The 24928-nt window shown below is 47.7% G+C and carries 36 protein-coding genes and 1 tRNA gene; 36 read left to right on the top strand and 1 reads right to left on the bottom strand.

What is annotated here, in order from left to right; translation table 11 throughout:
* The first annotated feature begins 276 nt into the window (after positions 1–276).
* The 35 genes from rplM (at position 277) to HXT36_RS03950 (ending at position 22138) form a co-directional block, all read left to right on the top strand.
* Positions 277–726, top strand: a complete 450-nt coding sequence (gene rplM / locus HXT36_RS04120) for a 50S ribosomal protein L13 (protein WP_004131693.1) — start codon at positions 277–279, stop codon at positions 724–726.
* Between the two features lie 20 nt (positions 727–746).
* Positions 747–1235, top strand: coding sequence for a 30S ribosomal protein S9 (rpsI, locus tag HXT36_RS04115; RefSeq protein ID WP_004131694.1), 489 nt, complete (start codon positions 747–749; stop codon positions 1233–1235).
* Between the two features lie 376 nt (positions 1236–1611).
* Positions 1612–4317, top strand: a complete 2706-nt coding sequence (gene adhE, locus HXT36_RS04110; RefSeq protein ID WP_421778618.1) for a bifunctional acetaldehyde-CoA/alcohol dehydrogenase — start codon at positions 1612–1614, stop codon at positions 4315–4317.
* A 380-nt stretch (positions 4318–4697) separates the two neighbouring features.
* Positions 4698–5006, top strand: a complete 309-nt coding sequence (rpsJ, locus tag HXT36_RS04105; RefSeq protein WP_003808013.1) for a 30S ribosomal protein S10 — start codon at positions 4698–4700, stop codon at positions 5004–5006.
* Between the two features lie 15 nt (positions 5007–5021).
* Positions 5022–5672, top strand: a complete 651-nt coding sequence (gene rplC, locus HXT36_RS04100; RefSeq protein ID WP_004116043.1) for a 50S ribosomal protein L3 — start codon at positions 5022–5024, stop codon at positions 5670–5672.
* Positions 5673–5677: 5 nt separating this feature from the next.
* Positions 5678–6343: a 50S ribosomal protein L4 gene (rplD, locus tag HXT36_RS04095; protein WP_004133440.1), complete on the top strand. Its 666-nt coding sequence runs from the start codon at positions 5678–5680 to the stop codon at positions 6341–6343.
* A 5-nt stretch (positions 6344–6348) separates the two neighbouring features.
* Positions 6349–6645 carry a 50S ribosomal protein L23 gene (gene rplW, locus HXT36_RS04090; RefSeq protein WP_004114354.1) on the top strand — a complete coding sequence of 99 codons (297 nt, stop codon included), beginning with the start codon at positions 6349–6351 and terminating at the stop codon, positions 6643–6645.
* A gap of 34 nt (positions 6646–6679) precedes the next feature.
* Complete coding sequence (gene rplB / locus HXT36_RS04085) at positions 6680–7510, top strand: 50S ribosomal protein L2 (RefSeq protein WP_004114355.1); 831 nt, start codon at positions 6680–6682, stop codon at positions 7508–7510.
* A 15-nt stretch (positions 7511–7525) separates the two neighbouring features.
* Complete coding sequence (gene rpsS, locus HXT36_RS04080) at positions 7526–7804, top strand: 30S ribosomal protein S19 (RefSeq protein ID WP_004114357.1); 279 nt, start codon at positions 7526–7528, stop codon at positions 7802–7804.
* A 16-nt stretch (positions 7805–7820) separates the two neighbouring features.
* Positions 7821–8180, top strand: a complete 360-nt coding sequence (gene rplV / locus HXT36_RS04075) for a 50S ribosomal protein L22 (RefSeq protein WP_004131697.1) — start codon at positions 7821–7823, stop codon at positions 8178–8180.
* A 2-nt stretch (positions 8181–8182) separates the two neighbouring features.
* Positions 8183–8998, top strand: a complete 816-nt coding sequence (gene rpsC, locus HXT36_RS04070) for a 30S ribosomal protein S3 (RefSeq protein ID WP_004131698.1) — start codon at positions 8183–8185, stop codon at positions 8996–8998.
* 4 nt (positions 8999–9002) lie between these two features.
* Positions 9003–9422, top strand: a complete 420-nt coding sequence (rplP, locus tag HXT36_RS04065; RefSeq protein WP_004114362.1) for a 50S ribosomal protein L16 — start codon at positions 9003–9005, stop codon at positions 9420–9422.
* Positions 9422–9673, top strand: coding sequence for a 50S ribosomal protein L29 (gene rpmC / locus HXT36_RS04060; RefSeq protein ID WP_004105502.1), 252 nt, complete (start codon positions 9422–9424; stop codon positions 9671–9673). Before rplP ends, rpmC begins: the two co-directional genes overlap by 1 nt.
* 2 nt (positions 9674–9675) lie before the next feature.
* Positions 9676–9942: a 30S ribosomal protein S17 gene (gene rpsQ / locus HXT36_RS04055; RefSeq protein WP_004114365.1), complete on the top strand. Its 267-nt coding sequence runs from the start codon at positions 9676–9678 to the stop codon at positions 9940–9942.
* Between the two features lie 90 nt (positions 9943–10032).
* A complete protein-coding gene (rplN, locus tag HXT36_RS04050) occupies positions 10033–10401 on the top strand; it encodes a 50S ribosomal protein L14 (protein WP_004114366.1) in 369 nt (122 codons plus the stop codon).
* Position 10402: 1 nt separating this feature from the next.
* Positions 10403–10738 (top strand): 50S ribosomal protein L24, encoded by a 336-nt coding sequence (gene rplX, locus HXT36_RS04045; RefSeq protein ID WP_004114367.1) that lies wholly within the window; start codon positions 10403–10405, stop codon positions 10736–10738.
* The gene (gene rplE / locus HXT36_RS04040) at positions 10735–11307 is read left to right on the top strand and encodes a 50S ribosomal protein L5 (protein ID WP_004114368.1); all 573 of its coding nucleotides are present in this window, start codon (positions 10735–10737) and stop codon (positions 11305–11307) included. Before rplX ends, rplE begins: the two co-directional genes overlap by 4 nt.
* A gap of 1 nt (position 11308) precedes the next feature.
* Positions 11309–11494 (top strand): type Z 30S ribosomal protein S14, encoded by a 186-nt coding sequence (locus HXT36_RS04035; RefSeq protein ID WP_004114370.1) that lies wholly within the window; start codon positions 11309–11311, stop codon positions 11492–11494.
* Between the two features lie 80 nt (positions 11495–11574).
* Positions 11575–11973 carry a 30S ribosomal protein S8 gene (rpsH, locus tag HXT36_RS04030; protein ID WP_004131699.1) on the top strand — a complete coding sequence of 133 codons (399 nt, stop codon included), beginning with the start codon at positions 11575–11577 and terminating at the stop codon, positions 11971–11973.
* A gap of 16 nt (positions 11974–11989) precedes the next feature.
* Positions 11990–12529, top strand: a complete 540-nt coding sequence (gene rplF, locus HXT36_RS04025) for a 50S ribosomal protein L6 (protein WP_004133436.1) — start codon at positions 11990–11992, stop codon at positions 12527–12529.
* A 1-nt stretch (position 12530) separates the two neighbouring features.
* Entirely contained in the window at positions 12531–12902 is a 372-nt protein-coding gene (gene rplR / locus HXT36_RS04020; RefSeq protein ID WP_004114376.1) for a 50S ribosomal protein L18, read from the top strand.
* A complete protein-coding gene (gene rpsE / locus HXT36_RS04015) occupies positions 12899–13627 on the top strand; it encodes a 30S ribosomal protein S5 (RefSeq protein WP_004131701.1) in 729 nt (242 codons plus the stop codon). The genes rplR and rpsE overlap by 4 nt, the downstream gene beginning before the upstream one ends.
* Entirely contained in the window at positions 13627–13809 is a 183-nt protein-coding gene (rpmD, locus tag HXT36_RS04010; RefSeq protein WP_004131702.1) for a 50S ribosomal protein L30, read from the top strand. Before rpsE ends, rpmD begins: the two co-directional genes overlap by 1 nt.
* A gap of 2 nt (positions 13810–13811) precedes the next feature.
* Entirely contained in the window at positions 13812–14267 is a 456-nt protein-coding gene (gene rplO / locus HXT36_RS04005; protein WP_004131703.1) for a 50S ribosomal protein L15, read from the top strand.
* A 211-nt stretch (positions 14268–14478) separates the two neighbouring features.
* Positions 14479–15819 carry a preprotein translocase subunit SecY gene (gene secY, locus HXT36_RS04000; protein ID WP_004131704.1) on the top strand — a complete coding sequence of 447 codons (1341 nt, stop codon included), beginning with the start codon at positions 14479–14481 and terminating at the stop codon, positions 15817–15819.
* A gap of 66 nt (positions 15820–15885) precedes the next feature.
* Positions 15886–16446 carry an adenylate kinase gene (locus HXT36_RS03995; protein WP_004131705.1) on the top strand — a complete coding sequence of 187 codons (561 nt, stop codon included), beginning with the start codon at positions 15886–15888 and terminating at the stop codon, positions 16444–16446.
* A gap of 147 nt (positions 16447–16593) precedes the next feature.
* Positions 16594–16812: a translation initiation factor IF-1 gene (gene infA, locus HXT36_RS03990; RefSeq protein ID WP_004105485.1), complete on the top strand. Its 219-nt coding sequence runs from the start codon at positions 16594–16596 to the stop codon at positions 16810–16812.
* A 21-nt stretch (positions 16813–16833) separates the two neighbouring features.
* The gene (rpmJ, locus tag HXT36_RS03985; protein ID WP_003842636.1) at positions 16834–16947 is read left to right on the top strand and encodes a 50S ribosomal protein L36; all 114 of its coding nucleotides are present in this window, start codon (positions 16834–16836) and stop codon (positions 16945–16947) included.
* 144 nt (positions 16948–17091) lie between these two features.
* A complete protein-coding gene (rpsM, locus tag HXT36_RS03980) occupies positions 17092–17469 on the top strand; it encodes a 30S ribosomal protein S13 (RefSeq protein ID WP_004105472.1) in 378 nt (125 codons plus the stop codon).
* A 79-nt stretch (positions 17470–17548) separates the two neighbouring features.
* Positions 17549–17947: a 30S ribosomal protein S11 gene (gene rpsK, locus HXT36_RS03975; protein WP_004105468.1), complete on the top strand. Its 399-nt coding sequence runs from the start codon at positions 17549–17551 to the stop codon at positions 17945–17947.
* 79 nt (positions 17948–18026) lie between these two features.
* The gene (locus tag HXT36_RS03970) at positions 18027–19022 is read left to right on the top strand and encodes a DNA-directed RNA polymerase subunit alpha (RefSeq protein WP_004131706.1); all 996 of its coding nucleotides are present in this window, start codon (positions 18027–18029) and stop codon (positions 19020–19022) included.
* 78 nt (positions 19023–19100) lie between these two features.
* Entirely contained in the window at positions 19101–19535 is a 435-nt protein-coding gene (gene rplQ, locus HXT36_RS03965) for a 50S ribosomal protein L17 (protein ID WP_004131707.1), read from the top strand.
* A 149-nt stretch (positions 19536–19684) separates the two neighbouring features.
* Positions 19685–20989, top strand: a complete 1305-nt coding sequence (locus HXT36_RS03960; protein ID WP_421778617.1) for an Mbeg1-like protein — start codon at positions 19685–19687, stop codon at positions 20987–20989.
* Between the two features lie 50 nt (positions 20990–21039).
* Positions 21040–21951, top strand: coding sequence for a tRNA pseudouridine(38-40) synthase TruA (gene truA, locus HXT36_RS03955; protein ID WP_421778616.1), 912 nt, complete (start codon positions 21040–21042; stop codon positions 21949–21951).
* A 101-nt stretch (positions 21952–22052) separates the two neighbouring features.
* A tRNA-Ser gene (locus tag HXT36_RS03950) sits at positions 22053–22138 on the top strand.
* Between the two features lie 382 nt (positions 22139–22520).
* On the opposite strand, the gene HXT36_RS03945 is transcribed toward HXT36_RS03950, so the two are convergent.
* Entirely contained in the window at positions 22521–23462 is a 942-nt protein-coding gene (locus HXT36_RS03945; RefSeq protein WP_421778615.1) for a hypothetical protein, read from the bottom strand.
* Between the two features lie 256 nt (positions 23463–23718).
* Between HXT36_RS03945 and nusA the strand changes: the two genes are divergently transcribed.
* Positions 23719–24765, top strand: coding sequence for a transcription termination factor NusA (gene nusA, locus HXT36_RS03940; protein WP_004131711.1), 1047 nt, complete (start codon positions 23719–23721; stop codon positions 24763–24765).
* The last annotated feature ends 163 nt before the right edge of the window (positions 24766–24928 follow it).

The following is a 24928-nucleotide window of genomic DNA, read 5'->3' as shown; positions in this document are numbered from 1 at the left end:
TGCAGCGTTTGTTTTTGACTTGCTAGCGTTGTAGTCCGCATTTGTATAACGTTGTAGTCCGTGTTGTAGTCCGCGTTGTATGTAAAATAGAAGCTTGCAAATAGTCGTCATATGGCGATATACTTGCAGATTGTTGTGTTTCCCTAAGGGGTCCTTCAAAGCGCTTTTCCCACTCGCCATCGAGGACTTTCAGGGAGCCCACGGATTATGAGTAGAGTATCTTCTATAAACCAAGAAGATATAAAGCTCGAAACACAATAGAGAAAAGGTACGATTGTGAAGACTTTCACACCGAAACCAGCAGATTTAACTCATGACTGGTACATTATCGACGCCACTGATGTGGTGCTTGGTCGCTTGGCTTCCCAGGTAGCTATTTTGCTTCGTGGTAAGAATAAGCCAACTTATGCTCCTCACGCTGATTCTGGCAATCACGTTATTATTATTAACGCAGATAAGATTGCTTTGACTGGCAATAAGTTGAGCAAGGAATTGTATTCCCACTCTGGCCGTCCAGGCGGACTTCGCCGCGATAGCTATGCTGAGCTTTTGGAGAAGAATCCAAAGCGCATCATCGTTTCCGCTGTTAGGGGAATGCTTCCAAAGAATCGTCTTGCTAAGGTTCAGCTTGATCGCCTTCGTGTGTTCACTGGCGCTGAGCATCCTCATATTTCGCAAAAGCCACAGGTCTTTGAGATCTCTCAGGTTAGCCAGCAGGCTAAGTGAATCGTAAGGAGAATATGATTATGGTAGATAACAACAACTCCGCGGTTCTTGAGAACGAAGAAGAACTGACTAGCTACACCACCGAAACCAACGCTGGTGCAGGCACTGGTACTTCCGCTATCGCTCCAGGCTATGGCACTGGTCGTCGTAAGGAAGCCGTTGCTCGCGTTCGCTTGGTTCCAGGTTCTGGTAAGTGGACTATTAATGGCCGCACTCTTGAGGAATACTTCCCATCTCGCTTATTGCAGCGCGAAGTTAATTCCCCAATCGTGCTTCTAAAGCTTGAAGGTAAGTTCGACGTTGTCGTTTTGGTAGACGGCGGCGGCACCACTGGTCAGGCTGGCGCAATTCGCTTGGGCGTTGCCCGCGCTTTGAACGCTATTGACCGCGATGCAAACCGTGCTTCCTTGAAGAAGGCTGGCTTCTTGACCCGCGACGCTCGCGTTGTGGAACGTAAGAAGGCTGGTTTGCACAAGGCACGTCGTGCACCTCAGTTCTCGAAGCGTTAAGCTGCGAAGAATTACAACTTCAATGGCTCCTGGCTTATGCTGGGAGCCATTTTTTATTCGTGTGTAATCTAGAATCAAGTTAAATGTTATTAATCGTTTGTAAGTAACATCTAAAGCTAACATTCTAGAAAATTTTTCAGCAAATCGCACATAAATCATTACAAATAAGAACAAATAACGAACATTAGAGGATAAACCTCGCTCATAAATAGCGCAACTCGCTGCAAAGCCAAAATAGTACAGTAATTCAAGTAAATTGTGAAATGTATCACATACCAGCATTATGATGCGTCTTTCATAGAAGATTATGCATGTAAATGTTGATGTGCAAAAAGCGTAGAAGTACGTAAGGAATCTAAAGATCAAGGAGGACCAAATGGCGCAAGCGCAAGAAACAGCGCAAGAAAATGTGCTCGATGAAAAAGAGCAAGCGGCATTAGTTGCAAAACAAGAAGTTGATGAGTTAGCTAAAAAAGCAAAAGTCGCTTTAGATGAATTTGAAAAGTTAAATCAAGCTCAAGTAGACAGAATCGTAGCAAAAGCATCGATTGCAGCTCTAAACAAGCATTTAGTCTTAGCAAAAATGGCTGTTGATGAAACAGGCAGAGGATTAGTAGAAGATAAAGCTACAAAAAACATCTTTGCATGCGAACATATTACGCATTATCTTGCAGGCCAGCGCACAGTAGGCATTATTAGAGAAGACGATGTTCTTGGAATCGACGAAATCGCTGAGCCAGTTGGCATTGTTGCTGGCGTTACACCAGTCACAAATCCAACGTCTACAGCCATTTTTAAGTCGCTAATCGCGCTTAAAACTCGCTGCCCAATTATTTTTGGATTCCACCCATTTGCTCAAAAGTGCTCCGCGGAAGCAGCAAGAATTGTGCGCGATGCAGCAATAGAAGCAGGAGCGCCAGAAAATTGCATTCAGTGGATTGAGCATCCATCAATCGAAGCTACGGGAGCTTTAATGAAGCACCCAGATGTTGCAACAATTCTCGCAACGGGCGGCCCAGGAATGGTTAAAGCTGCTTATTCTTCGGGTAAGCCAGCATTGGGCGTTGGTGCAGGAAACGCTCCAGCATACGTTGATGCAGATGTAGACGTTGAGCGCGCTGCAAACGATTTAGTGCTTTCAAAGCATTTTGATTACGGCATGATTTGTGCAACAGAGCAGGCGATTATTGCGCATAAAGACGTGTATGATCCTTTGAAGCTCGAATTAAAGCGCCGTAAAGCTTACTTTGTAAACGAAGAAGAAAAAGCAAAGCTTGAGCAATACATGTTTGGTTGCACGTCTTATAGTGGCCAAACTCCAAAGCTCAATTCTGTTGTTCCTGGAAAGTCTCCTCAATTTATTGCGCAGCAGGCTGGATTTGAGATTCCAGAAGATGCTGTGATTCTTATTGCTGAGTGCAAAGAAGTTGGCGAGATGGAGCCTCTAACAATGGAAAAGTTGGCTCCTGTTCACGCTTTGCTTCGCGCAGATAACAAGGAACAAGGCTTTGAAATGTGCGAGAAGATGCTTGTGCACGGAGCTGGTCACACTGCTGTGATTCACACCAATAATCAGCAGCTTGCTCGAGAATACGGCAGCCGCATGCACGCTTGCCGAATCATTTGGAACTCCCCAGGATCTTTGGGTGGTGTTGGAGACATCTACAACGCAATCGCGCCTTCTTTAACTTTGGGATGCGGTTCTTATGGTGGAAACTCTGTTTCTGGAAACGTTCAAGCGGTAAATCTTATTAATATAAAGCGCATAGCGCGAAGGAATAACAATATGCAATGGTTCAAGATTCCGGCCAAAACGTATTTTGAGCCGAATGCTGTTCGCTATTTGCGAGATATGTATGGCATTGAGCGCGCTGTTATTGTGTGCGATAAAGTGATGGAACAGCTTGGCATTATAGACAAGGTGATTGATCAGCTTCGCGCTAGAGACAATCGCGTAACGTTTAGGATTATTGATTACGTTGAGCCAGAGCCAAGCGTTGAAACTGTTGAGCGCGGCGCGGAAATGATGCGCGAAGAATTCCAGCCAGACACGATTATTGCTGTTGGTGGCGGATCTCCTATGGATGCTGCAAAAATTATGTGGCTTCTTTACGAGCACCCAGAAATTTCCTTCGCTGATTTGCGTGAGAAGTTCTTCGATATTAGAAAGCGTGCGTTTAAGATTCCGCCTCTTGGCAAAAAGGCTTGCTTGATTTGCGTGCCAACGTCTTCTGGAACAGGATCGGAAGTTACTCCGTTTGCTGTTATTACAGACCATAAGACTGGCTACAAGTACCCGATTACGGATTACGCGATTACACCTTCGGTTGCAATTGTGGATCCAGTTTTGGCGCGTACGCAGCCTAGAAAGCTTGCTTGCGATTCTGGTTTTGACGCTTTGACGCATTCTATGGAAGCTTTTGCATCTGTTTATGCTAACGACTTTACGGATGCAATGGCATTGCATGCAGCAAAGTTGATTTGGGAGAATCTTAACGATTCTGTGAACGCTAATGACCCTGAGCGCAAGATTCAAGCTCAAGAGAAGATGCATAATGCAGCTACGATGGCTGGAATGGCGTTTGGCTCGGCGTTCCTTGGAATGTGCCACGCAATGGCACATACAATCGGAGCTTTGTGCCACGTTGCGCACGGCCACACAAATGCGATTTTGCTTCCTTATGTAATTCGCTACAATGGTCAAATTCCACAAGAGCCTACAAGCTGGCCAAAGTACAATCGCTACATCGCTCCAGAGCGTTACCAGCAGCTTGCTAAGAATCTTGGTGTAAATCCTGGTAAAACTCCTCAAGAGGGCGTTGAGAATTTGGCGCGCGCTGTTGAAAATTATAGGGATAATCTTCTTAGCATGGACGCTTCGTTTAAGGCGTGCGGTGTGGACGAAGAATACTACTGGTCTTTGTTGGATCAGATTGGTATGCGTGCTTACGAAGATCAGTGCGCTCCTGCAAATCCGCGTATTCCTCAAATCGAAGATATGAAGGATATTGCGATTGCAGCGTATTATGGTGTCTCTCAAGAAGAAGGACATCGTATGCGCCTACAGCGTGAATCGAAGTAGAATTTAAGTAAAATTTATTGCATGATTATTTGAGTGGTTATCTAAGTGATTATCTAGGTAATTATTGAATGATTATTGCATATTTAGTTACAAATGGCAGAGGCTGCACTAGCTGTAGTTTCTGCCATTTTTCGTTGGAAAATAGCCGACACGCCCGATTTTTGTTAATCCAAGGTTGATGGTTTAATTACTTAGTTGCCTGTTTTTAAGGCTCGCATATTGTAATTCAAAAAAGCGAGCGCAGAAGCAGAAATCGCAGTTTTTTGTTGATTTTTGTAGGCTGCGCACTGATGTGGAATGGCCTTTAGTGTCTATTCTCCCGGTGCCCTTTAATACAGGTTGGTAAACAGTAAACGAATCGCTAGAAAGGGCGGACGGCAATGGCGGGACAGAAAATCCGCATCAGGCTTAAGTCCTATGACCATGAGGTCATCGACCAATCGGCGAAGAAAATCGTCGAGACGGTGACGAACGCGGGCGCCACAGTAGTGGGTCCGGTTCCTCTGCCGACCGAGAAGAACGTGTTTGTTGTTATCCGTTCTCCTCACAAATACAAGGATTCTCGCGAGCATTTCGAGATGCGCACTCATAAGCGCCTCATTGACATCGTTGATCCAACGCCAAAGGCTGTGGATTCTTTGATGCACATTGACCTGCCTGCGGATGTAAATATCGAGATTAAGCTGTAGGAAGGGGGGTAAATAATGTCGCAAAATAAGAATCGCACTGCTTTGCTCGGCCGTAAGCTGGGCATGAGCCAGGTTTGGGATGAAAACGGCCTTTTTGTCCCCGTAACTCTGGTTGAGGTTGCTACCAACGTAGTTACCGCTGTTAAGACCGAAGAAACTGACGGTTATTGCGCCGTACAGCTCGGTTATGGCCAGATTGATCCTACCAAGGTTACCAAGCCATTGGCTGGTCACTTTGCAAAGGCTGGCGTGACTCCTCGTCGTCACCTCGCTGAGGTGCGCACTGAAAATGCAGCAGATTACAAGCCAGGTCAGGAATTGACCGCTGAAGTATTTGCTGAAGGTGCAGAAGTTGACGTAACGGGTACTACAAAGGGTAAAGGCTTTGCTGGCACAATCAAGCGTTGGGGCTTCAAGTCTTACCGTCGTACTCACGGCTCGCACAAGAATGAACGTCGTCCAGGTTCTGTGGGCGCATGTGCAACTCCAAGCCGCATTTTGAAGGGCAAGCGTATGGCTGGTCGCATGGGTCATGTGACTTCTACTGCGCTCAACCTCACAATCGTTTCTTCGGATGTTGAGAACGGTATTTTAGCTATCAAGGGTGCTATTCCAGGACCTAAGGGTGCTATCGTTCTAGTCCGTTCGGCAGTGAAGGGAGCCTGATTTAAATGGCAAACGTAACTCTGAACGTAACTGACACCAAGGGTAATGCAAACGGCACTGTTGAAGCTCCTGCCGAGATTTTCGGCATCTCCAACGAAGACGTTTTAGCTCACGGCCCATTGGTTCATCAGGTCGTTATTGCTCAGCTTGCTGCTGCTCGCCAGGGTACTCACGCGGTTAAGAATCGCGCTAACGTATCTGGTGGCGGTAAGAAGCCATGGAAGCAAAAGGGCACTGGTCGTGCTCGTCAAGGCTCCATTCGTGCTCCACAGTGGGTACATGGTGGCGTTGTACACGGCCCAGTTCCTCGCAAGTACGATCAGCGTACTCCAAAGAAGATGAAGGCAGCTGCTCTTCGTTATGCTCTTTCGGATCGTGCAAATGCTGGTCGCATTGCAATTGTGGACTTTGGCATTAAGGATGTTCCATCCACAAAGGCAGCTGTTGCAGCACTCACACCAGTAACTAAGGATCAGTTCACCACTGTTGTTCTCTCTCGCGAGAACATCAACGAGTGGATGTCTGTTCGTAACATTCCTACGGTGCATGTGATCTTCGCTGATCAGCTCAACACCTACGATGTCATCACCGCTCAGTACGTCGTCTTCTCCAAGGAAGGTTTCGAAGCCTTCGTTGCAGCTAAGACCGAGCCTGAAGTTAAGGAGGCCTGATTCAAATGGTCGCAGTCCATAACCCAGCACATGACATCATCTTAAAGCCAGTTGTTTCTGAAAAAAGCTATGCAGCTTCCGATCGTGGCCAGTACACCTTCGTCGTAGCTCCAAACGCTAACAAGGTTCAGATCAAGCAGGCTATCGAAGAAATCTTCAAAGTCAAGGTAACGAATGTTAACACCTTGAATCGCGCTGGCAAGCTCAAGCGCTCTCGCACCGGCTTCGGTCGTCGTGTGAATCAAAAGCGCGCTATTGTCACCGTGGCACAAGGCCAGACAATCGATATCTTTGGTAACTGAAGGCTAGCCGAGAAAAGTAAAGGAATACTATATTATGGCTATCCGCGTTTATAAGCCTACGACTGCAGGACGTCGTAACGCTTCGGTTTCGGACTTCTCCGAGATTACGCGTTCTACTCCTGAAAAGTCGTTGGTACGCAAACTCAGCAAAACTGGCGGTCGTAACTCTTACGGTCGCATGACTTCCCGCCATCGCGGCGGCGGACACAAGCGTCAGTATCGTCTCATCGATTTTAAGCGTTGGGACAAGGATGGCGTGCCAGCAAAGGTCGCTCATATTGAGTATGACCCTAATCGTTCCGCTCGCATCGCATTGTTGCATTATGCAGATGGTGAGAAGCGCTACATTATCGCTCCTGAAGGCATTTCCCAGGGAGATGTTATTGAGACTGGCGCCCAGGCTGATATTAAGCCAGGCAACAACTTGCCTCTTAAGAACATCCCAACTGGTACCGTGGTTCACGCAATCGAGCTTCGTCCACTTGGTGGCGCAAAGATTGCACGCTCCGCAGGTGCTGCCGTTCAGCTCGTAGCTAAGGATGGTGCTTACGCTCAGTTGCGTATGCCATCTGGCGAAATTCGTAACGTGGACGCTCGTTGCCGCGCTACAATCGGCGAGGTTGGCAACTCCGACCACGCTAATATCGAGCTTGGTAAGGCAGGTCGTGCTCGTTGGCTTGGTCGCAGGCCAATCACCCGAGGCGAATCTATGAACCCTGTTGATCACCCTCATGGTGGTCGTACCCGTGGTGGTAAACCACCTGTTTCTCCATGGGGCAAGGGCGAGGTTCGTACCCGCCGTCCGAAGAAGGCTTCGAACAAGATGATTGTTCGTCGTCGTCCGAATGGTAAGAACCGCAAGTAAGGGAGTGTCGAACAGATGACTCGTAGCATCAAGAAGGGCCCTTTCGTCGACGCCCACTTACAGAAGAAAGTCGATGAACAAAACGACAAGGGCACGCATAACGTCATCAAGACGTGGTCGCGTCGTTCGATGATCACTCCTGATTTCATTGGACACACCTTTGCCGTACACGATGGCCGCAAGCATGTGCCGGTATTCGTTACCGAAGCAATGGTTGGTCATAAGCTCGGTGAATTCGCCCCAACCAAGACCTTCAAGGGTCATGTGAAGGACGACAAGAAAGCACGCCGCTAAAGGAGAGTTAGGACACATGGAAGCTAAAGCAATCGCTCGTCACGTACGTGTGACGCCGCGCAAGGCTCGCCGCATGGTCGACCTCATCCGAGGCAAGCGTGCAAGCGAAGCTATTACCATTTTGAAGTTTGCTCCTCAAGACGCATCGTTGCCGGTGCGCAAGGTTCTTGAAAGCGCGATCGCTAATGCTCGCGTTAAGGCTGAGAAAGCTGGAGAACCATTCCGCGAGCAAAACTTGGTCATCAAGGAAACTTATGTGGATGAGGGTGTAACGCTTAAGCGTTTCCGCGCTCGTGCACAGGGTCGCGCTGCGCGCATTAACAAGCGCACAAGCCATATCACTGTTATCGTCTCGCTTAAGGAAGGGGATCGCTAAAGATGGGTCAGAAGATCAATCCTTTCGGCTATCGCCTGGGCATTACCGAGAATCATCGCTCTAGGTGGTTCTCCGACTCTACTAAAGCCGGCGAGCGTTACCGTGACTTCGTCCTTGAGGATGACAAGATTCGCAAGGAAATGAGCCATGACCTCGAACGTGCAGGCGTGTCCCGCATTGTTATCGAGCGTACCCGTGATCGCGTTCGTGTGGATATTCACACTGCTCGTCCAGGTATTATTATCGGTCGTCGTGGAGCAGAAGCCGAGCGTGTTCGTGCAAAGCTTGAGAAGCTCACTGGTAAGCAAGTACAGCTCAACATCTTTGAAGTAAAGAACGCTGCACTTGACGCTCAATTAGTTGCTCAGGGAATTGCGGAACAGTTGACTAACCGCGTTACATTCCGTCGTGCTATGCGTAAGGCACAGCAAGACGCAATGCGTGCAGGTGCCAAGGGTATCCGTATTAAGCTCTCTGGTCGCCTTGGTGGCGCCGAAATGAGCCGTTCTGAGTTCTACCGCGAAGGTCGCGTTCCACTGCAGACCTTGCGCGCCCTTATTGATTACGGCTTCTTTGAGGCCAAGACCACTTACGGCCGTATTGGCGTAAAGGTTTGGATTTACAAGGGCGATATGACTGAGCGTGAGTTTGAAGAGCAGCAGGCTCAGCAGGGTAAGCGTGAAGGTCGCCGTGGCGATCGTCGTCCACGTCGTGGAGCACGCTCTGCCAATCAGCAGAAGGCTACCGAGGCACAGGCTGAAAAGCCAGCCGAGGCTGTAGCTGCTGAAGCTCCTGCCGCAACGGAAACGAAGGAGTGAGCAGATGCTTATCCCAAAAAGGACTAAATATCGCAAGCAGCACCGTCCTACCCGTAGCGGCATGTCTAAGGGTGGAACCGCTATCGCTTTCGGCGATTTCGGTATTCAGGCGCTGGCTCCGGCGTACATCACTAACCGTCAGATCGAGGCAGCCCGTATCGCAATGACCCGCTATATTAAGCGTGGTGGTCGCGTGTGGATTACGGTTTTCCCTGATCGTCCATTAACCAAGCACCCGCTTGGTGCACGAATGGGTTCCGGTAAAGGTGCTCCAGAATTCTGGATTGCCAACATTCACCCAGGTCGTGTAATGTTCGAGATCGGTGGTGTTTCTGAGGACGTCGCTCGCGAGGCTTTGCGCCGCGCTATCGACAAGCTCCCAATGAAATGCCGTGTTATTGCGCGTGAAGGCGGTGACATCTGATGCCAGTCGGAACTGCAGACTACACCATCAAGAATTTAAACGAGAAGACTAATGCTGAAATCGAAGGCTTCTTAAAGAAGTCTAAGGAAGAGCTTTTTAACTTGCGCTTCCAGGCAGCAACTGGTCAACTTGAAAACAGCGCTCGCCTCAAGGCGGTCAAGCACGACATAGCCAGGATGTATACTATCCTGCGTGAGCGTGAACTCGGCATCAGCCAAGAGCCTGGCGCCACTGAGGTCAAGGAGAAGTAAGCATGGCTGAGAACCAAGAGCGCAACTTCCGCAAGGTTCGTCGCGGCTACGTCGTGTCCGAGGCCATGGACAAGACGATTGCCGTGGAGCTGGAGCAGCGTTCGACACACCCACTTTACGGTAAAGTCGTCCGCTCCACCCGCAAGGTCAAGGCCCATGATGAACACAATGAGGCGCATATTGGCGACCTCGTGAGTATTATGGAAACTCGGCCTTTGAGCAAGACCAAGCGTTGGCGTCTCGACTCGATTATCGAGCGCGCCAAGTAAACAAGTTCAGCAAGGCTCCGCGCTTCACCTGTGCTGCTTATTTGAGCGGTACGGGTGAGCGGGGAGAACCAGCTCGACTAAGGAGAATCAATGATTCAGCAGGAAACGCGGCTTCATGTCGCCGACAACACGGGTGCTAAGGAATTACTTGCCATCCGCGTGCTCGGTGGATCGAAGCGACGCTATGCCGGCATCGGCGACATTATCGTCGCCTCCGTTAAGGATGCTATTCCTGGCGGGTCGGTCAAGAAAGGCGACGTAGTTAAGGCTGTCGTCGTCCGTACTGTCAAGGAACATCGTCGTGTTGATGGTTCCTATATTAAGTTCGACGAGAACGCCGCTGTTATTCTCGGCTCCGGCCGTGAACCAAAGGGCACTCGTATCTTTGGACCAGTCGGTCGTGAATTGCGCGATAAGCGCTTCATGAAGATTGTGTCCCTCGCCCCGGAGGTGATCTGAGATGGTAGCCAAGATTAAGTCCGGCGACCAGGTAAAGGTTATCCGCGGCAAGGATCGCGGTAAGGAAGGCAAAGTACTTCGTGTACTCGCCGAAGACCGTTTGATCGTCGAGGGTGTTCAGGTTGTTAAGAAGCATGTGCGTGCTACCCAGCAGGGTCAGCAGGCAGGCATCGTCTCTGTTGAGGCTCCAATTCACCGTTCTAACGTTATGGTGATTGACCCAGAGACAAAGCAACCAACCCGCGTGGGCGTGATTGTTAAGCAAGAAGCTCGCGACGGCAAAGTAAAGACCGTGCGCGTGCGTGTAGCTAAGAAGTCCGGAAAGGAGCTGGCATGACCGATACTACAGTTGAGGCGCCGGCAACTCCGCGCTTAAAGCAGCAATACAATGATCAAATCGTTCCAGCTTTGGAAAAGGAATTTGGCCACACTAATCCTATGCAGGTGGCTCGTTTGCAGAAGGTCGTCGTCTCTATGGGCGTCGGCGCTGCAGCTCGCGATTCCAAGCTCATCGAAGGTGCGATTAAGGATCTCACTTTGATCACTGGTCAGAAGCCAAAGGTTACTAAGGCTAAGAAGTCTGTTGCGCAGTTCCATTTGCGCGAAGGACAGGCTATTGGCGCTTACGTAACTCTTCGTGGCGATCGTATGTGGGAATTCTTGGATCGTTTGCTCACTCTGGCTTTGCCACGTATCCGCGATTTCCGTGGTATTAATGGCAACCAGTTCGACGGTCAGGGTAATTACAACTTCGGTCTTACGGAGCAATCAATGTTCCACGAGATTGATCCTGATTCGATTGATCATCAGCGTGGTATGGACATCACCGTGGTGACCACCACCAAGGACGATGTGGAAGCGAAGTCGCTACTTAAGCACCTCGGTTTCCCATTCAAGGAGAACTGATATGGCAAAAACCGCTCTGAAAAACAAGGCGGCCGCTAAGCCGAAGTTCAAGGTGCGCGCTTATACGCGTTGCCAGGTTTGTGGTCGTCCTCACTCCGTGTATCGCAAGTTCGGTCTGTGCCGTGTATGCCTTCGTGAAAAGGCACATCGCGGTGAGTTGCCGGGTGTTACGAAGTCCAGTTGGTAAATATCGACGCTGAAGGTCCACTGCTTTATAAATAACAAACAGGCGGTGGAAACCACGGCGAGAAAGGGCGTTAGCCCAACATGACAATGACAGATCCTATCGCAGACATGTTGACACGTCTGCGTAATGCGAGCGCGGCAAAGCACGATATCGTGGAAATGCCGTACTCCAAATTCAAGGCGAATATCGCCGAGATTCTTAAGCGCGAAGGCTACATTAAAGACTTTGCTGCTAAAGAAGCTAAGGTTGGACAGACTTTGGAAGTTACGTTAAAGTACGGCTCCAATGGTCAGCGTTCCATCCAGGGCATTAAGCGCATCTCTAAGCCAGGCTTGCGTCGTTACGCAAAGTCTGATTCTTTGCCTATGCCTCTTGGCGGTCTCGGTATCGCTATTATCTCGACCAGCTCGGGATTGTTGACTCAGAAGGAATGCCTCGATCGAGGCATTGGCGGCGAAATCGTCGCCTACGTATGGTGAGAAAGGAGAGCTGAAAATGGCATCGCATATTGGTAAGCTCCCCGTCGACATTCCTGCAGGCGTGGAAGTTAAGATTGAAGGTCAGTCCTTTAGCGCTAAGGGTGCTAAGGGCTCTGATTCCTATGTAATTCCAGAAGGTATTACCGCTGAAGTTGCTGATGGCAAGATCGTTTTGACCCCAGTTGACGATTTGCGTCCAACTCGTGCAAAGCACGGCTTGGCTCGCGCAATCGTGGCGTCTATGGTTAAGGGTGTGCACGAAGGCTACGCCAAGACTCTAGACATTGTTGGAACTGGTTATCGTGCTGTAATGAAGGGCAAGGGCATTGAGTTCTCGCTCGGCTATTCGCACACTATTACCGTTCAGCCACCTGAGGGCATTGAGTTTGAATTGCCAAACGCAAATCAGGTAATCGTCAAGGGTACTGACAAGCAGGCCGTTGGTCAGGCTGCCGCTAACATTCGCAAGCTTCGTGCTCCAGAACCTTATAAGGGCAAGGGCATTAAGTACAGCGATGAGCGTATTTTGCGCAAGGCTGGAAAGGCTGGTAAGTGATATGAGCGTTAAGATTTTCGGTAAGGGTACCAAAGTCGCACGTTTGCGTCGTCACGCCCGCCTTCGTAAGCGCATCTCTGGCACTCCAGAGCGCCCACGTTTGGTAGTTTCTCGTTCTAACCGTCACATGGTTGCTCAGATTGTGGATGACACTAAGGGTCTTACCCTTGTAAGCGCTTCCACCTTGACTTCTGACTTCGCTGGTTTTACTGGTACGAAGACTGAAGCTGCTACCAAGGTTGGCGAGTTAATCGCAGCCAAGGCGAAGGAAGCGGGAATCACCGCTGTTATCTTCGATCGTGGCGGTAATAAGTATCATGGTCGCGTCGCAGCCGTAGCTGAAGGCGCCCGTCAGGGAGGTCTAGCACTGTGAGCGATAACGAAAAGGAAACCCAAGTGGCTGAAGAAACTCAGAACACTCAGGCATCCGCTGAGGAGCGTACCGACGATCGTCGTTCCCGTCGTTCTAAGGGCGAAGGTAAGCGTAGCGAACGTCGTAGCCGTCGTGAAGAAAACCGCGGCGAAGAGCTTTTGGATCGCGTAGTTACTATTAACCGTGTTTCCAAGACCCACAAGGGTGGCCGTACCTTTAGCTTTGCAGCACTTGTTGTTGTTGGCGACGGTAAGGGCACTGTTGGTGTTGGTTACGGTAAGTCTCGCGAAGTTCCAGCAGCTATCGCTAAGGGTCAGCTTGACGCTAAGAAGCATATGTTTACTGTTCCACGCATTCGTGGTACCGTGACTCACCCTGTGTTGGGTCACGATGCTGCTGGTACAGTTTTGCTTCGTCCAGCTGCTCCAGGTACTGGTGTAATCGCTGGTGGCGCTGTGCGTGCTGTTATGGAGTGCGCTGGCATTACCGATATCCTCACCAAGTCCATGGGCTCCGCAACCGCTGTTAACGTGGTTCGCGCTACTGTGGATGCTTTGAAGAAGCTTGAAGAGCCAGAAGAAATTTGCGCTCGTCGTGGACTTTCCCTCGAGGAAGTTGCACCAGACGCATTGCTTCGTGAGCGCGCTGCTGGCATTGCCGAAGCACGCAAGGCTCGTGAAGAAGCTCAGGCTGCTAAGGCTGCCCAGGCAAAGGATGGTGAGTGATGGCTAACTTAAAGATCACTCTGGTGCACGGTTTGGTTCATTCCACCGAGCGTCAGCGCGCTAACGTTAAGACTCTTGGCCTTCACAAGATTGGTCAAAGCGTTGTTCGCGAGGACAATTCAGTCAATCGTGGCTTGGTTATGGCCGTTCGCCACTTGCTGAGCGTTGAGGAGGTTGACTGATTATGGCTAATGAAGAACCAATGTTGCACATGCACACGTTGCGTCCAGCTCCAGGAGCTAAGAAGGATCGCATCCGCGTGGGTCGTGGTGAAGGCTCTAAGGGTAAAACTTCGGGTCGTGGAGACAAAGGTACGAAGAAGCGTTACCAAGTTCGTCCAGGCTTTGAAGGCGGCCAGCTTCCACTTTACATGCGCTTGCCTAAGCTTCGTGGCTTTAAGAGCCCATTCAAGAAGGAGTTCCAGGTTGTTAATGTTGCAGCCCTTGCAGAACTCTTCCCAAAGGGTGGTGAAGTCACTGTTGCTGATTTGGTAGTTAAGGGCGCTGTGCGTGATGGTTACCCAGTTAAGGTTTTGGGCGATGGCGATCTTAAGGTTGCTTTGACTCTTAAGGGAGTTAAGGCTTCTGCATCCGCTAAAGCCAAGATCGAAGCTGCTGGTGGCTCTGTTAGCGAAGAGTAGTAATAAGTAGTAATACTTAAGCTAGTAATGCTAATTAACGCAGTGATTTAACTGTTTAATAATCCCCCTAGTTTGCGCTGGGGGGATTATTTTATTGCAAAACTCACTCAATTATTGTTTCAGTATGTACCGTGATATAAACTATTGCCTCAGAGTTTGTTTTTTTACTGGTGCGCCTAGATCGTAGCGCAAAAAAGGGAGGAAGACCCAGGTGAAAACGTTAATCCAGGCCTTCAAGACGAAGGAGTTGAGGAATAAGATCCTCTTCGTCTTCGCAATGATTATTATCTACCGAATCGGCTCATTTATTCCGATTCCTGGAGTTGACTACAAAGTTATTCGAGCTTGCACCGCTAAGCTGGCTTCTTCTAGCGAGAACTTTATTGGGTTGGTGAATCTGTTCTCTGGCGGTTCTCTTTTGCAGCTTTCGATTTTTGCATTGGGCGTTATGCCATACATTACGGCGTCCATTGTTATTCAGTTGCTTAGAGTTGTGATTCCACGCTTTGAGGCTCTTCACAAAGAAGGTCAATCTGGAGAAACAAAGCTTACTCAGTACACCCGTTACTTAACCATCGGTTTGGCTGTTTTGCAATCAACTACCATTTTGGTTACGGCTCGTTCTGGCGCGCTATTTAACTATCAATGCGGCCAAGTTATTCCAGACGGTTCTATGTGGAGCCTTATTGTAATGGTCTTAATCATGACTGGTGGCACTGGCCTCATAATGTGGATGGCAGAGCTTATTACAGATAAGGGTATTGGCCAGGGTATGTCTGTATTAATCTTTATGTCTATCTGCTCTGGATTCCTTCCAAAGTTGTGGGAAATCGGTTGGGGTACGAATGGCCTTAATGGAGATTGGACTAAGTTCTCCATTGTTGCTGGCGTTTTCCTTGTGATTCTTATTTTCGTTGACTTTGTGGAGCTTGCTCAGCGTAGAATTCCTGTTCAGTACACGCGTCGAATGATTGGTCGCAAGATGTATGGCGGCTCTTCCACATACTTGCCTCTTAAGGTGAATATGAGTGGCGTTATTCCACCAATCTTTGCGTCTTCGATTCTTGCTATTCCAACACTTCTTGCTCAATTTGGAGATAGTCGTAAGGATTGGGTGCGTTGGATTAATGCCAATTTAGCAAACTCTACTTCTGTTTGGTACATAGCGTTGTACACCGTTATGATTGTGTTCTTCTGCTTCTTCTATACCGAGATTACTTTTAATCCAGATGAGACTGCAGACAACATGAAGGAATACGGCGGATTTATTCCTGGCATTCGCGCTGGTAGTGCTACAAGCCGTTATCTTAGCTACGTTATGAATAGACTTAACACAGTTGGTGCTATCTACTTGCTGTTTGTGGCTTTGATTCCAACGGTTTTGATTATGTCTTTGCATCTTAATATGAAGCTTCCATTTGGTGGTACAACAATTCTGATTATTGCTGGTGTTGGTTTGGATACTTTGCGTCAAGCCAAGGCTCAAACTGAGCAATTCCAGTATGCTGGATTCCTGTTTGATCACAGCAATAATAAGCAGGTTGCTAAGTAGTATTTCATATAGGTTTTGTTTAATATTTGCATTGGATTTGCATTGGCATAAAACTAGGAGATTAATATGCGATTGTTAATTATGGGTCCGCAAGGAGTAGGTAAAGGCACTCAAGCCGCTTTGCTTGCAGAGCATTACAATATTCCTGCTATTTCTACTGGCGATATTTTCCGTTACAACTTAAAGAATAAAACGGAGCTTGGCAAGAAGGTTCAAGGTTATCTCGATAAGGGAGAGCTTGTTCCAGATGAATTAACAAATAGCATTGTTAAAGATCGTCTTGCTCAAGATGATGCAAAGAATGGCTGGATTCTAGATGGTTACCCTCGTAACGCTTCTCAAGTTCAGGCGCTTGATCGCATGTTGGAAGAGCTTGGTACTCCACTAGATCATGTTGTTGCTCTCGAAGCAGAGCGTGAGGTTTTGCTCGAGCGTATGCAAAAGCGTGCTGTAGAGCAGGGTCGTTCCGACGATACTCCAGAAGTTATTGCTAAGCGTTTGGAAACTTACGAGAAGGAAACAGCTCCTTTGCTGGATATTTACGAAAGCCGTGGTCAACTTGTTGAAGTTGATGGTGTTGGAGATATTGCCGAAATCAACAATCGCATAGTTGAATCCTTGGTATGAGATTTATTTAAGATTTAGATTTTCTCATATTAATAATGCGCCCTTGCGACACGCCGAGTGTTGTATTGGGCGCATTTACTGTATCATAGAAGATTGGCGTGTCTTCGGATGCGCAAAGTAGTATATCCAAGGAACGGAACGAGGCTCATGGCAAAAGACGGTGTGATTGAAGTCGAAGGCACGGTAGTAGAAGCACTACCTAACGCGATGTTTCGCGTTCAGCTTGAGAACGAGCACATCGTACTAGCGACGATTTCGGGAAAAATGCGTAAGAATTACATTCGCATTCTTCCGCAAGATCGTGTTGTGCTGGAGATGAGTCCTTACGATTTGAACCGCGGACGTATTACGTACCGTTATAAGTAAAGGTACAAGCAAAGGAAAACCATGAAGGTCAGCCCTAGCGTGAAGAGGATCTGCGAAAACTGCCGCGTGATCCGCCGTCACGGTCGCGTCATGGTGATTTGCATCAACCCACGTCATAAGCAGCGTCAGGGCTGAGTGGATCTCCACCGCGAATATAAAGGAATAAGGCGCTAAGTCGCAGCTTAAGCTGAACCCTGGGTGCGCAGGCCCAGGCCGCAAATAATTGATATTATTGCGGGAGACTTGGTGCACGACCTGCGTAATAGTAAAGGAATTACAATGGCACGTCTTGCCGGAGTAGATATTCCCAATGAGAAGCGCATTGAGATTGCCCTCACCTATATTTTTGGTGTAGGTCGCACTCGCGCTAAGGAAACGCTTGCCGCGACCGGTGTTAATCCGGATACCCGCGTCAAGGATCTTACGGATGAACAGTTAATCACTTTGCGTGATTATCTTGAGGCCAACTATAAGATTGAAGGCGATTTGCGTCGTGAAATCGACGCTGACATCCGTCGTAAGATTCAGATCAACTGCTATCAAGGCCAGCGTCATCGCAAGGGTCTTCCTGTGCGTGGTCAGCGTACTAAGACTAATGCTCGTACTCGTAAGGGTCCAAAGCGTACTGTCGCCGGGAAGAAGAAGGCCACCCGATAGTCGGTGGTCGGCTCTAGGCCACGAGTTAATTCTCATCGCCTAGACATACCAACTAATTCGTCATAGGAAACGAGGGTCAATGGCAGCTGCAAAGCAAGCCTCGCGCAAGCCGCGTCGCCGGGACCGCAAGTCGGTACCGGTTGGGCAGGCGCATATTAAATCAACATTCAATAACACGATTATTTCCATCACCGATCCATCGGGTGCAGTCCTCTCTTGGGCTTCCGGTGGCGATGTCGGCTTTAAGGGTTCCCGTAAGTCGACTCCTTACGCTGCAGGTATGGCCGCTGAGTCTGCTGCTCGTAAGGCAATGGAACATGGCCTTAAAAAGGTCGACGTGTTTGTTAAGGGTCCAGGTTCCGGTCGCGAAACCGCTATCCGTTCCCTTCAGTCCGCGGGTCTTGAGGTCGGTTCTATTACCGACGTCACCCCACAAGCGCATAACGGCGTTCGCCCACCAAAGCGTCGCCGCGTCTGAGCACTCTTACGAATCCATCCATCCAACCCGCTTATGGGCGGCGAGTGCACCACCGACCAGAAGCTGAAAGGATACAAAAGTGCTTATCGCACAGCGTCCAACACTTACCGAGGAATCACTGAATCCCCAGCGTTCTCGCTTTACTATTGAGCCGTTGGAACCAGGTTTCGGATACACGCTCGGCAATTCGCTGCGTCGTACCTTGTTGAGCTCCATTCCAGGTGCGGCCGTTACTTCGGTACGCATCTCTGGTGCTTTACACGAGTTCACGACTCTGCCAGGTGTTGAAGAGGATGTCACTGAAATCCTGCTGAACATCAAGGGCATCGTACTTACAAGTGAGTATGACGAGCCAGTAGTGATGTATCTACGCAAGAGCGGCAAGGGTGAGGCAACAGCTGGAGATATTACTCCTCCTGCTGGCGTCACTATTGCCAACCCACAGATGCATATCGCTACACTTGCTGAAGATGGCGAGCTCGAAATTGAGTTCACTGTGGAGCGTGGTCGTGGCTACGTGCCTGCTCAAATGAATAAGCAGGAAAACAGCGAAATCGGTCGCATTCCAGTGGATTCGATCTACTCGCCAGTTTTGAAGGTGAGCTATAAGGTCGAAGCTACCCGCGTGGAACAGCGCACGGACTTCGATAAGCTCATCCTGGATGTGGAAACTAAGCCAGCTATTACACCACGCGACGCGGTTGCGTCCGCAGGTTCGACTTTGGTTGAGCTTTTCGGTCTTTGCCGTGAGCTTAACGTCGATGCTGAAGGTGTTGAAGTTGGTCCAGCTCCAGTCATGGCGGAAGCTGATTCCCAAATGGCCACTCCAATTGAGGATTTGAACCTAACGCAGCGCAGCTACAACTGCTTGAAGCGTGAAGGAATCCACACAGTTGGTGAGCTGGTAGTTCACACTGAGCAGGATTTGCTCGATATTCGTAATTTCGGCATGAAATCCATCGATGAGGTTAAAGAAAAGTTGCAATCCATGGGATTGTCTCTTAAGCCTTCACCGCTTGGCTTTGACGCCAATAATCTCGAAGGTGGCACATTCTTCTCGCCAGAAGACGAGTAAACAACCACCGCAAATCGTCGCGGTTTTTGGATGTTCGGGTTTTTGCCCACCTGAATTCCGCGGCAATAAGGAGTAATAATGCCTACACCGAAACAAGGGCCTCGTCTGGCTTCTAGCCCAGCGCATGAGCGCCTGATGCTGGCCAATATGGCTACCAGCCTCTTCCAGCACGGTCGTATTGTGACTACTTTGCCAAAGGCAAAGCGTCTTCGTCCACTTGCTGAGCGTTTGGTAACATTCGCTAAGCGTGGCGATTTGCATTCGCGCCGCCGCGTGTTGCGCGTAATTCGCAATAAGTCCGTTGTTCACATGCTTTTCACTCAGATTGCTGAGCAGATGAAGCAGCGTGAAGGTGGCTATACTCGCATCGTTAAGATGGCCCCTCGTCGTGGTGATACTGCTCCACAGGCTATTATCGAGCTTGTTGTTGAGCCAGTAAGCCCAAAGAAGGCTGTTGTTAAGGAAGCTGAGTCTGCTACTAAGGTTGCTGCTAAAGAAGAAGCAGCCGAGTAGTTGAGATTAGCATCTTGATGCATCGGTAAGTAAATCTTTTGCGATTAATCGCAAGTATAAAGGTTTATTAAACGGGTTGGAGATATCTCCAGCCCGTTTTTTATATCTGACATATCTTTTCTATATCTGGTATCAATTACTATTGAACTATGCCAAATATTCTCGATTTACTGAATAACGATTTTACTAACTTTAAAGAGCGAAAATTCAACGCCGTAGATTCGCTTATTTTATGCGAGTTGGCGTATATTTGCATGCCTGAATCGATTCCAAAGTATAATGACGATTCTAACGCACTAGCAACCGTTCCTTTAAGTGAATTGCTTCGCGGCGAGGATTTTTCTTCAATGTTTAGCTCTGGTTCTACTAAGGTAGATGAGTTTCGCAAGAATCTACTTTTGGCTGTTGAGTCTAGCCCGCGTTATAGGGGCATGCGTGTTGGTGAGGTTCTTGAACGTTTTGATGAGTCGAATATTGATGACTCTTGCGAACAGCAATTTGCGGCTGTTACTTTTGATTTAACAGATTGCATTGGGTCTAGCTGCTTTGTTGTTGCTTTTAGGGGAACAGACAATACGCTTGTTGGCTGGAAGGAAGACTTTAACATGGCGTTTCGCTGCCCAGTGCCAGCGCAGGAGTCGGCGGCGGAGTATTTGCTCTCTATATCTAGGCGCGCGTGTAAAGATTCTTGCAAAAGTGGCGGTATTCGTGGGATTTTTAGCAGTGTTGGTGATTATTTTGCGAATTTGTTTAATAAGAAGAGTGATTTTAAGAATAGTGATTTAGATAATAGCGATAACACAAATAGCAATGATTGCGATTTAAGTGATTGCGATTTAAGTGATAATCCTAAAATATTTGTTGTGGGTCATTCAAAAGGCGGGAATATGGCTGCATACGCGGCAATGCGATTAGACGCGCACGATCGAAGCCTTGGAAACCATATTAGTAAAATCTATTCAATGGACGGCCCTAGTTTTGGCTCGGATGTTGTTGATCCAAAGGTTTTTTCTCGCGTTGTTTCCAGAATCGAAAAAGTTGTTCCGCAATCTGCTTTTATTGGATTGATTATGGATACGGGAGTGCCGTATAAGGTTACAGCCGCTGATTCGATTGGATTAATGCAACATTTTGGCATGTATTGGCAAGTTAAAGATGGTGATTTTGACTACTGCGATTGTGTAACTCCGCGCGCTCTGGCCGTTTCTAAAGCTGCAAACGAATGGATGATGAGTTTGCCATTTGAAGAGCGAAAACGCAGAATTGATAGTGTTTACAGCATGTTTAGTAGTTTAGGGTACTCGACTTTCGACGAGATGTCTTCGCATTGGTCGGAGGTTGTTCCTACATTATTGAAGATTGCAATGCATATGGATTCAAAGACACATGAGTTGATTCGTAGCGTTATGAGTGCTTTTGCGCTCGCTAGTGTGCCTTCAGATAAGGAAAACTAGTGTAAGTTTGTTTGTAGGTCTGTTTGTAGGTCTGTTTGGAAAGGTTTTGAATGCGTCTTCGTTTGGATTTAGCGTATGATGGCGGCGATTTTTATGGTTGGGCAAAGCAGCCTACTTTGCGCACTGTTCAAGGTGTTTTAGAAGACGCATTGCACAAGGTTTTGCGCGTGAATAAAAGCGATGCTAGCGAACCTTTGCGCCTTAGCGTTGCTGGCCGCACAGATACTGGCGTTCACGCATCTTACCAAGTTTGTCATTTAGACGTTTCGGAATCCGTTTTGCAAAATTGCGTCGGTCACACAAATCTTACGCCTGTAAAAGCATTGGAATATAGGCTTTGTGGTGTTTTGCCTAAAGATATTTCGATTCATAGCGTAAGCGTTGCGCCAAGCGGTTTTGATGCGCGTTTTTCTGCGTTGGATCGCACATACGTGTATAGGATTAACGATGCGGCAAATCGCGCGAATTTGGATCCGCGCATGCGTGGCTTTGTGTTGCAGCTTGACTACGACTTAAACGTTGATGCCATGAATCAGGCGGCGTCTTTGATTGTTGGTTTGCACGATTTTGGCTCTTTTGCGCGGCCAAATCCTGGTGGAACTACGATTCGCTGCGTTAAAAAGGCTGTTTGGAATCGCGTTTGCGTGGGGAGCTGTTTATCTAAATCAACTGGAAAAATTCCTTGCATTGAGAACGGTTTGCTTGAGTTTACTATTGTTGCAGACGCGTTTGCGCATAACATGGTTCGTTCGCTTGTTGGAGCGTGCGTGCAAGTTGGGCGTGCAAAGCGTTCTGTTGAGTGGTTCAAAAATAAGATTGAAAATCCTATTCGAGAAGGATCTACTGGTCCGATTGCAGCAAATGGCTTGACTTTGGAATATGTTGAATACCCTAAAGACGAGGAGCTTGGTGCGCGAGCAAACGCGATTCGTGCTAAGCGCACGATCGAGGAGCTTGGGTGAGTTCAACGCGCCATGCGCTTGTATATTCTAGGGTTGTTTTACAATTGAAAAGTTGCGTTTCTTTTTGCATTTGCGTTTTGCGTATTTGCGATTGGCGCAAAGGATGAATGTCCGAGCGGTCTAAGGAGCACGCCTCGAAAGCGTGTGAGGGCTACACCCTCCGCGAGTTCAAATCTCGCTTCATCCGCAAGCAGGGTTTCTAGCGATTAGCTAGAAGCCCTTTTTACTTACGCGAGTGATTTCATACTTAATGTTGCGCGAGGTTTGAGTATTTCTCTCCTCGCAAATCCCGTCGCTATGCTCCTCTTTTATTGCTCGTAGAGAAATACATCAAACCTTCTGAATAGCTAGAACTTCTGCGTATTTTTAATCACTGCATTTACGTAGTCCTGTAGTGCGATTGTACCTAAAACACGACGTGTCGTCATACAATCGCACTACAAAAACACGCAGAACTGTAGTGCGTTTGTATTAAAAAATGCCGAAATTCGGTACAATCACACTACACTCTAAGTGCAAGGCAGGTTTTAGCGCATTACATAAATCGTAGTGTAATAAATCGTAGTGGGCTATTGCTCAAAAATCGCAGAAACATCGCTAGGGTATCCATACGCGTACGCGCTCATAATATGCGAAATAGTAATGTTTGCAAGAATCTCAATAAACTCTTGATTTGTTCTGCTAGAAAGTGCGCTATTATTAACGCTACCGTCTTTGTTTGTAGGGAAAATGGCTTGATTTAGCGCGTCTAGTTCTCCGCGCGCGCAATCCATATACGCTATTGCAACTATTGGCAAGTCTTTTGCGCTAGCTTCGTCTTTTGCAACGCCAGAATCCAGATTCTTTTGTGGTATTTCGTATACTTTTTGTCGCAAGTCGCTTCCGCTTGAAGCAAAGTGCATAAGCGTGTTAGCAATCGTAGCTGTAATATCGCTTTGTCTTAACGAAACATTATCAACATCTTTTGCAGCTAAAGTTTGTAACATAAAAGCTAGTTTGTCTTGTTCTAATGCCGCTTTTGCAAGTGGGTCGTGATTCCAATACAAGTTACTAGTACTATTTGCAAAGTCATACAATTTTTTGTAAACGCTTGATTCCATTTGATTTGCGATTTTAGAGGCGTTCGCTGCTCCACTTTCGTTGCCTTGACTTAAGTTGGCCAATTTCCAAGTGTTTTGCGCGCTAAAAACAACGCCTTGAGCAAATCGTGCGTTGCATTGTACCGCAACGTTTTTCCAAGAATCCGCAGCATTTTGCAAGTTGTTTCTAGTTACGTTTGCTTCTTTTTTATCTACGATTTTTTGATTGTGCTTTGCGCTTTGTAAAACCTGGTAGCACTCATTATTGCTTTTAGATGAACGAACCGCAGTGTTATTAACGTTATTAAATTGCCTTGATCCCGAGCAAGCGCTAAAAGCCATTAATACAGCAATAAGTGATGCAAATACTAGAACAAACTTTTTTTTGCGCATTAGAACACCTTTTGCTACGCGTTTGATAATATTTTGCACGCCTTGCAAGGCTTTAGGACAAAACAAAACGTGTCTGCATAATCTACTAAAATAGTCCGTGACTGTGACCAATGTTGGCTTGCCTTGTGTCTAACATTTTATGCTTAACATTTTTAATCATAGTCATAAGATTTTGCGCTTTACGTACTTGTTAAAATTAGATTTTAGCGTTTTGTTATGCGTAAAACGTATAAAAGAAGAATAAGTTAATTTTATAAGTGAAAATTTATAAATGAATCACAGGAGGACGTGCACGATGGAATTGGATTTGGCGGGAATGCATCAGCTTGCGGCTCAGCAGGGGATTAATGCCGATGAGCTGGACGAGGCACTCGCCGAGGCTTTGCGTCTTGCATACATGAAGACTTCCCACCCAGCAAGGCATGCTCGAGTTGAGCTAGATGAGCGTGCTGGCTGCTTTACTGTATGGGCACGAGATGAGATTCCGGGTGTTCCTACAGAAGATAATCCTCACCCAGCATTTACTTTGGGCGAGGAGTATGACGATACGCCTAGAGATTTTGGACGTCTTGCTGCAGCAACAGCTCGCCAAGTTATTACGCAGCTTTTCCGCAAAGTGGAAGATGACCGCGTATTTGGAGCTTTTTCTGGTCAAAAAGGAAAGCTTATTAACGGCATTGTGCAACAGGATTCTAAAGATCCTTCTAATATTCACGTTGCTGTTGGAGATGTTGAAGCCATTTTGCCTAGAAGAGAGCAAGTTCCTGGCGAAAGGTATCGTCACGGCGAGCGTATTCGCGTTTATGTTGTAAACGTTGCTCGCGGCTTGCGCGGACCAGAAATAGTTGTTTCTAGGTCTCACCCAGATCTTGTTCGCAGACTTTTTGAGCGAGAAGTTCCAGAACTTGTTTCGGGAGCTGTTTCGATTATGGCAATTGCTCGAGAAGCTGGCGCTCGCACTAAGATTGCTGTTCGCGCTAACACAGATGGCGTTAATCCAAAGGGTGCTTTGATTGGCCCTGGTGGTTCGCGCGTTCGTGCTGTATTGGAAAATCTTGGTCAAGAAAAAATCGATATTGTTGATTGGTCGCAAGATCCAGCACAGTTTGTTTCCGCTGCATTGTCTCCAGCAGTAGTAACTGAAGTTCATGTTGTTAGTGAGAAAAGTCAGACTGCTGTTGCTTTTATTCATGATTCTCAGCTTTCGCTTGCCATTGGCAAGGAGGGACAGAACGCGCGACTTGCAGCAAAGTTGACTGGTTGGAAGATTGGAATTGAGTCTGCGGAAGAGCATGCTAAAAAGCAAGAAGCTATGAACGCTGATTCTAATTCGGCGGAATAAGATTTTTGCTAGCATTTAGCAAACTTGCGACACTCCCGAGAATCCAACGTTTCGAGTAAGCTGAAAGCTGCAATCTGGGCTTATTAACAGCTTTTTGCCTAGGGAACGAGGTACAAAATCATGGTTGAAATCATGGTTACACGATGAGATATCGCATTATGAG

Origin of the sequence: Gardnerella sp. DNF01144, from assembly GCF_049244245.1 — a bacterium.
Lineage (GTDB): Bacteria > Actinomycetota > Actinomycetes > Actinomycetales > Bifidobacteriaceae > Bifidobacterium > Bifidobacterium piotii.
This window is presented reverse-complemented; position numbering and strand designations above follow the sequence as displayed.